The following is a 539-nucleotide window of genomic DNA, read 5'->3' as shown; positions in this document are numbered from 1 at the left end:
GGCAGCCCCCGAAGGGCGCGGGTTGCCGCCGTCCAGTGCGGTGTTGACGAATTTGAAAAGGACTCGTCATTTCGCTGCATTCGTCGCCTTGCCCTGAACAACGGCAACACTCGCGCAGAGCAGTGCAGGATTAAATAGATGTCCCCTAGGGGCAATGCCATGACTGACACGCTTCGTACTGCCATTGTTTCTGCGTCACATCGCCCAGAGTCACAAAGTGCCCGTCTGGTGTATACGCCGGAGCACCTGATCCTGCGTAGTGTGGCCGATTTGTGGGAAGACGGCAAAGACGCTGATGCCTCAGTCAGCGTACCCGCTATGCGCTGGAGCAGTTATTGATCTGCGCAGAAGTGTTGAAACCGGTACGTGGCAAATTAACTGAACCGCTGGGCGATTTCCCCAACGGTATGTCCTGAATAACTAGTGTCCCTTAACAAAAATAAATAGAATTTATATGAGTGGTTATAGTCTACTTTGAGGAGTGCATTTTCAGGCAGAGGCAAACCATGGGACGACCAGTCAAAGTGCTCGACATCACT

The 539-nt window shown here is 52.3% G+C and carries 1 protein-coding gene; it reads left to right on the top strand.

Annotation, left to right across the window (positions count from 1 at the left end):
• Window positions 1–159: 159 nt before the first annotated feature.
• Entirely contained in the window at window positions 160–339 is a 180-nt protein-coding gene (locus tag WG929_RS20900; protein ID WP_416207614.1) for a hypothetical protein, read from the top strand.
• The last annotated feature ends 200 nt before the right edge of the window (window positions 340–539 follow it).

The organism is Oceanobacter antarcticus (assembly GCF_044962685.1).
Taxonomy (GTDB): Bacteria; Pseudomonadota; Gammaproteobacteria; order Pseudomonadales; family Oceanobacteraceae; genus Oceanobacter; species Oceanobacter antarcticus.
The sequence above is the reverse complement of the archived record's forward strand: the minus strand, read 5'-3'. Positions and strand labels throughout refer to the sequence as shown.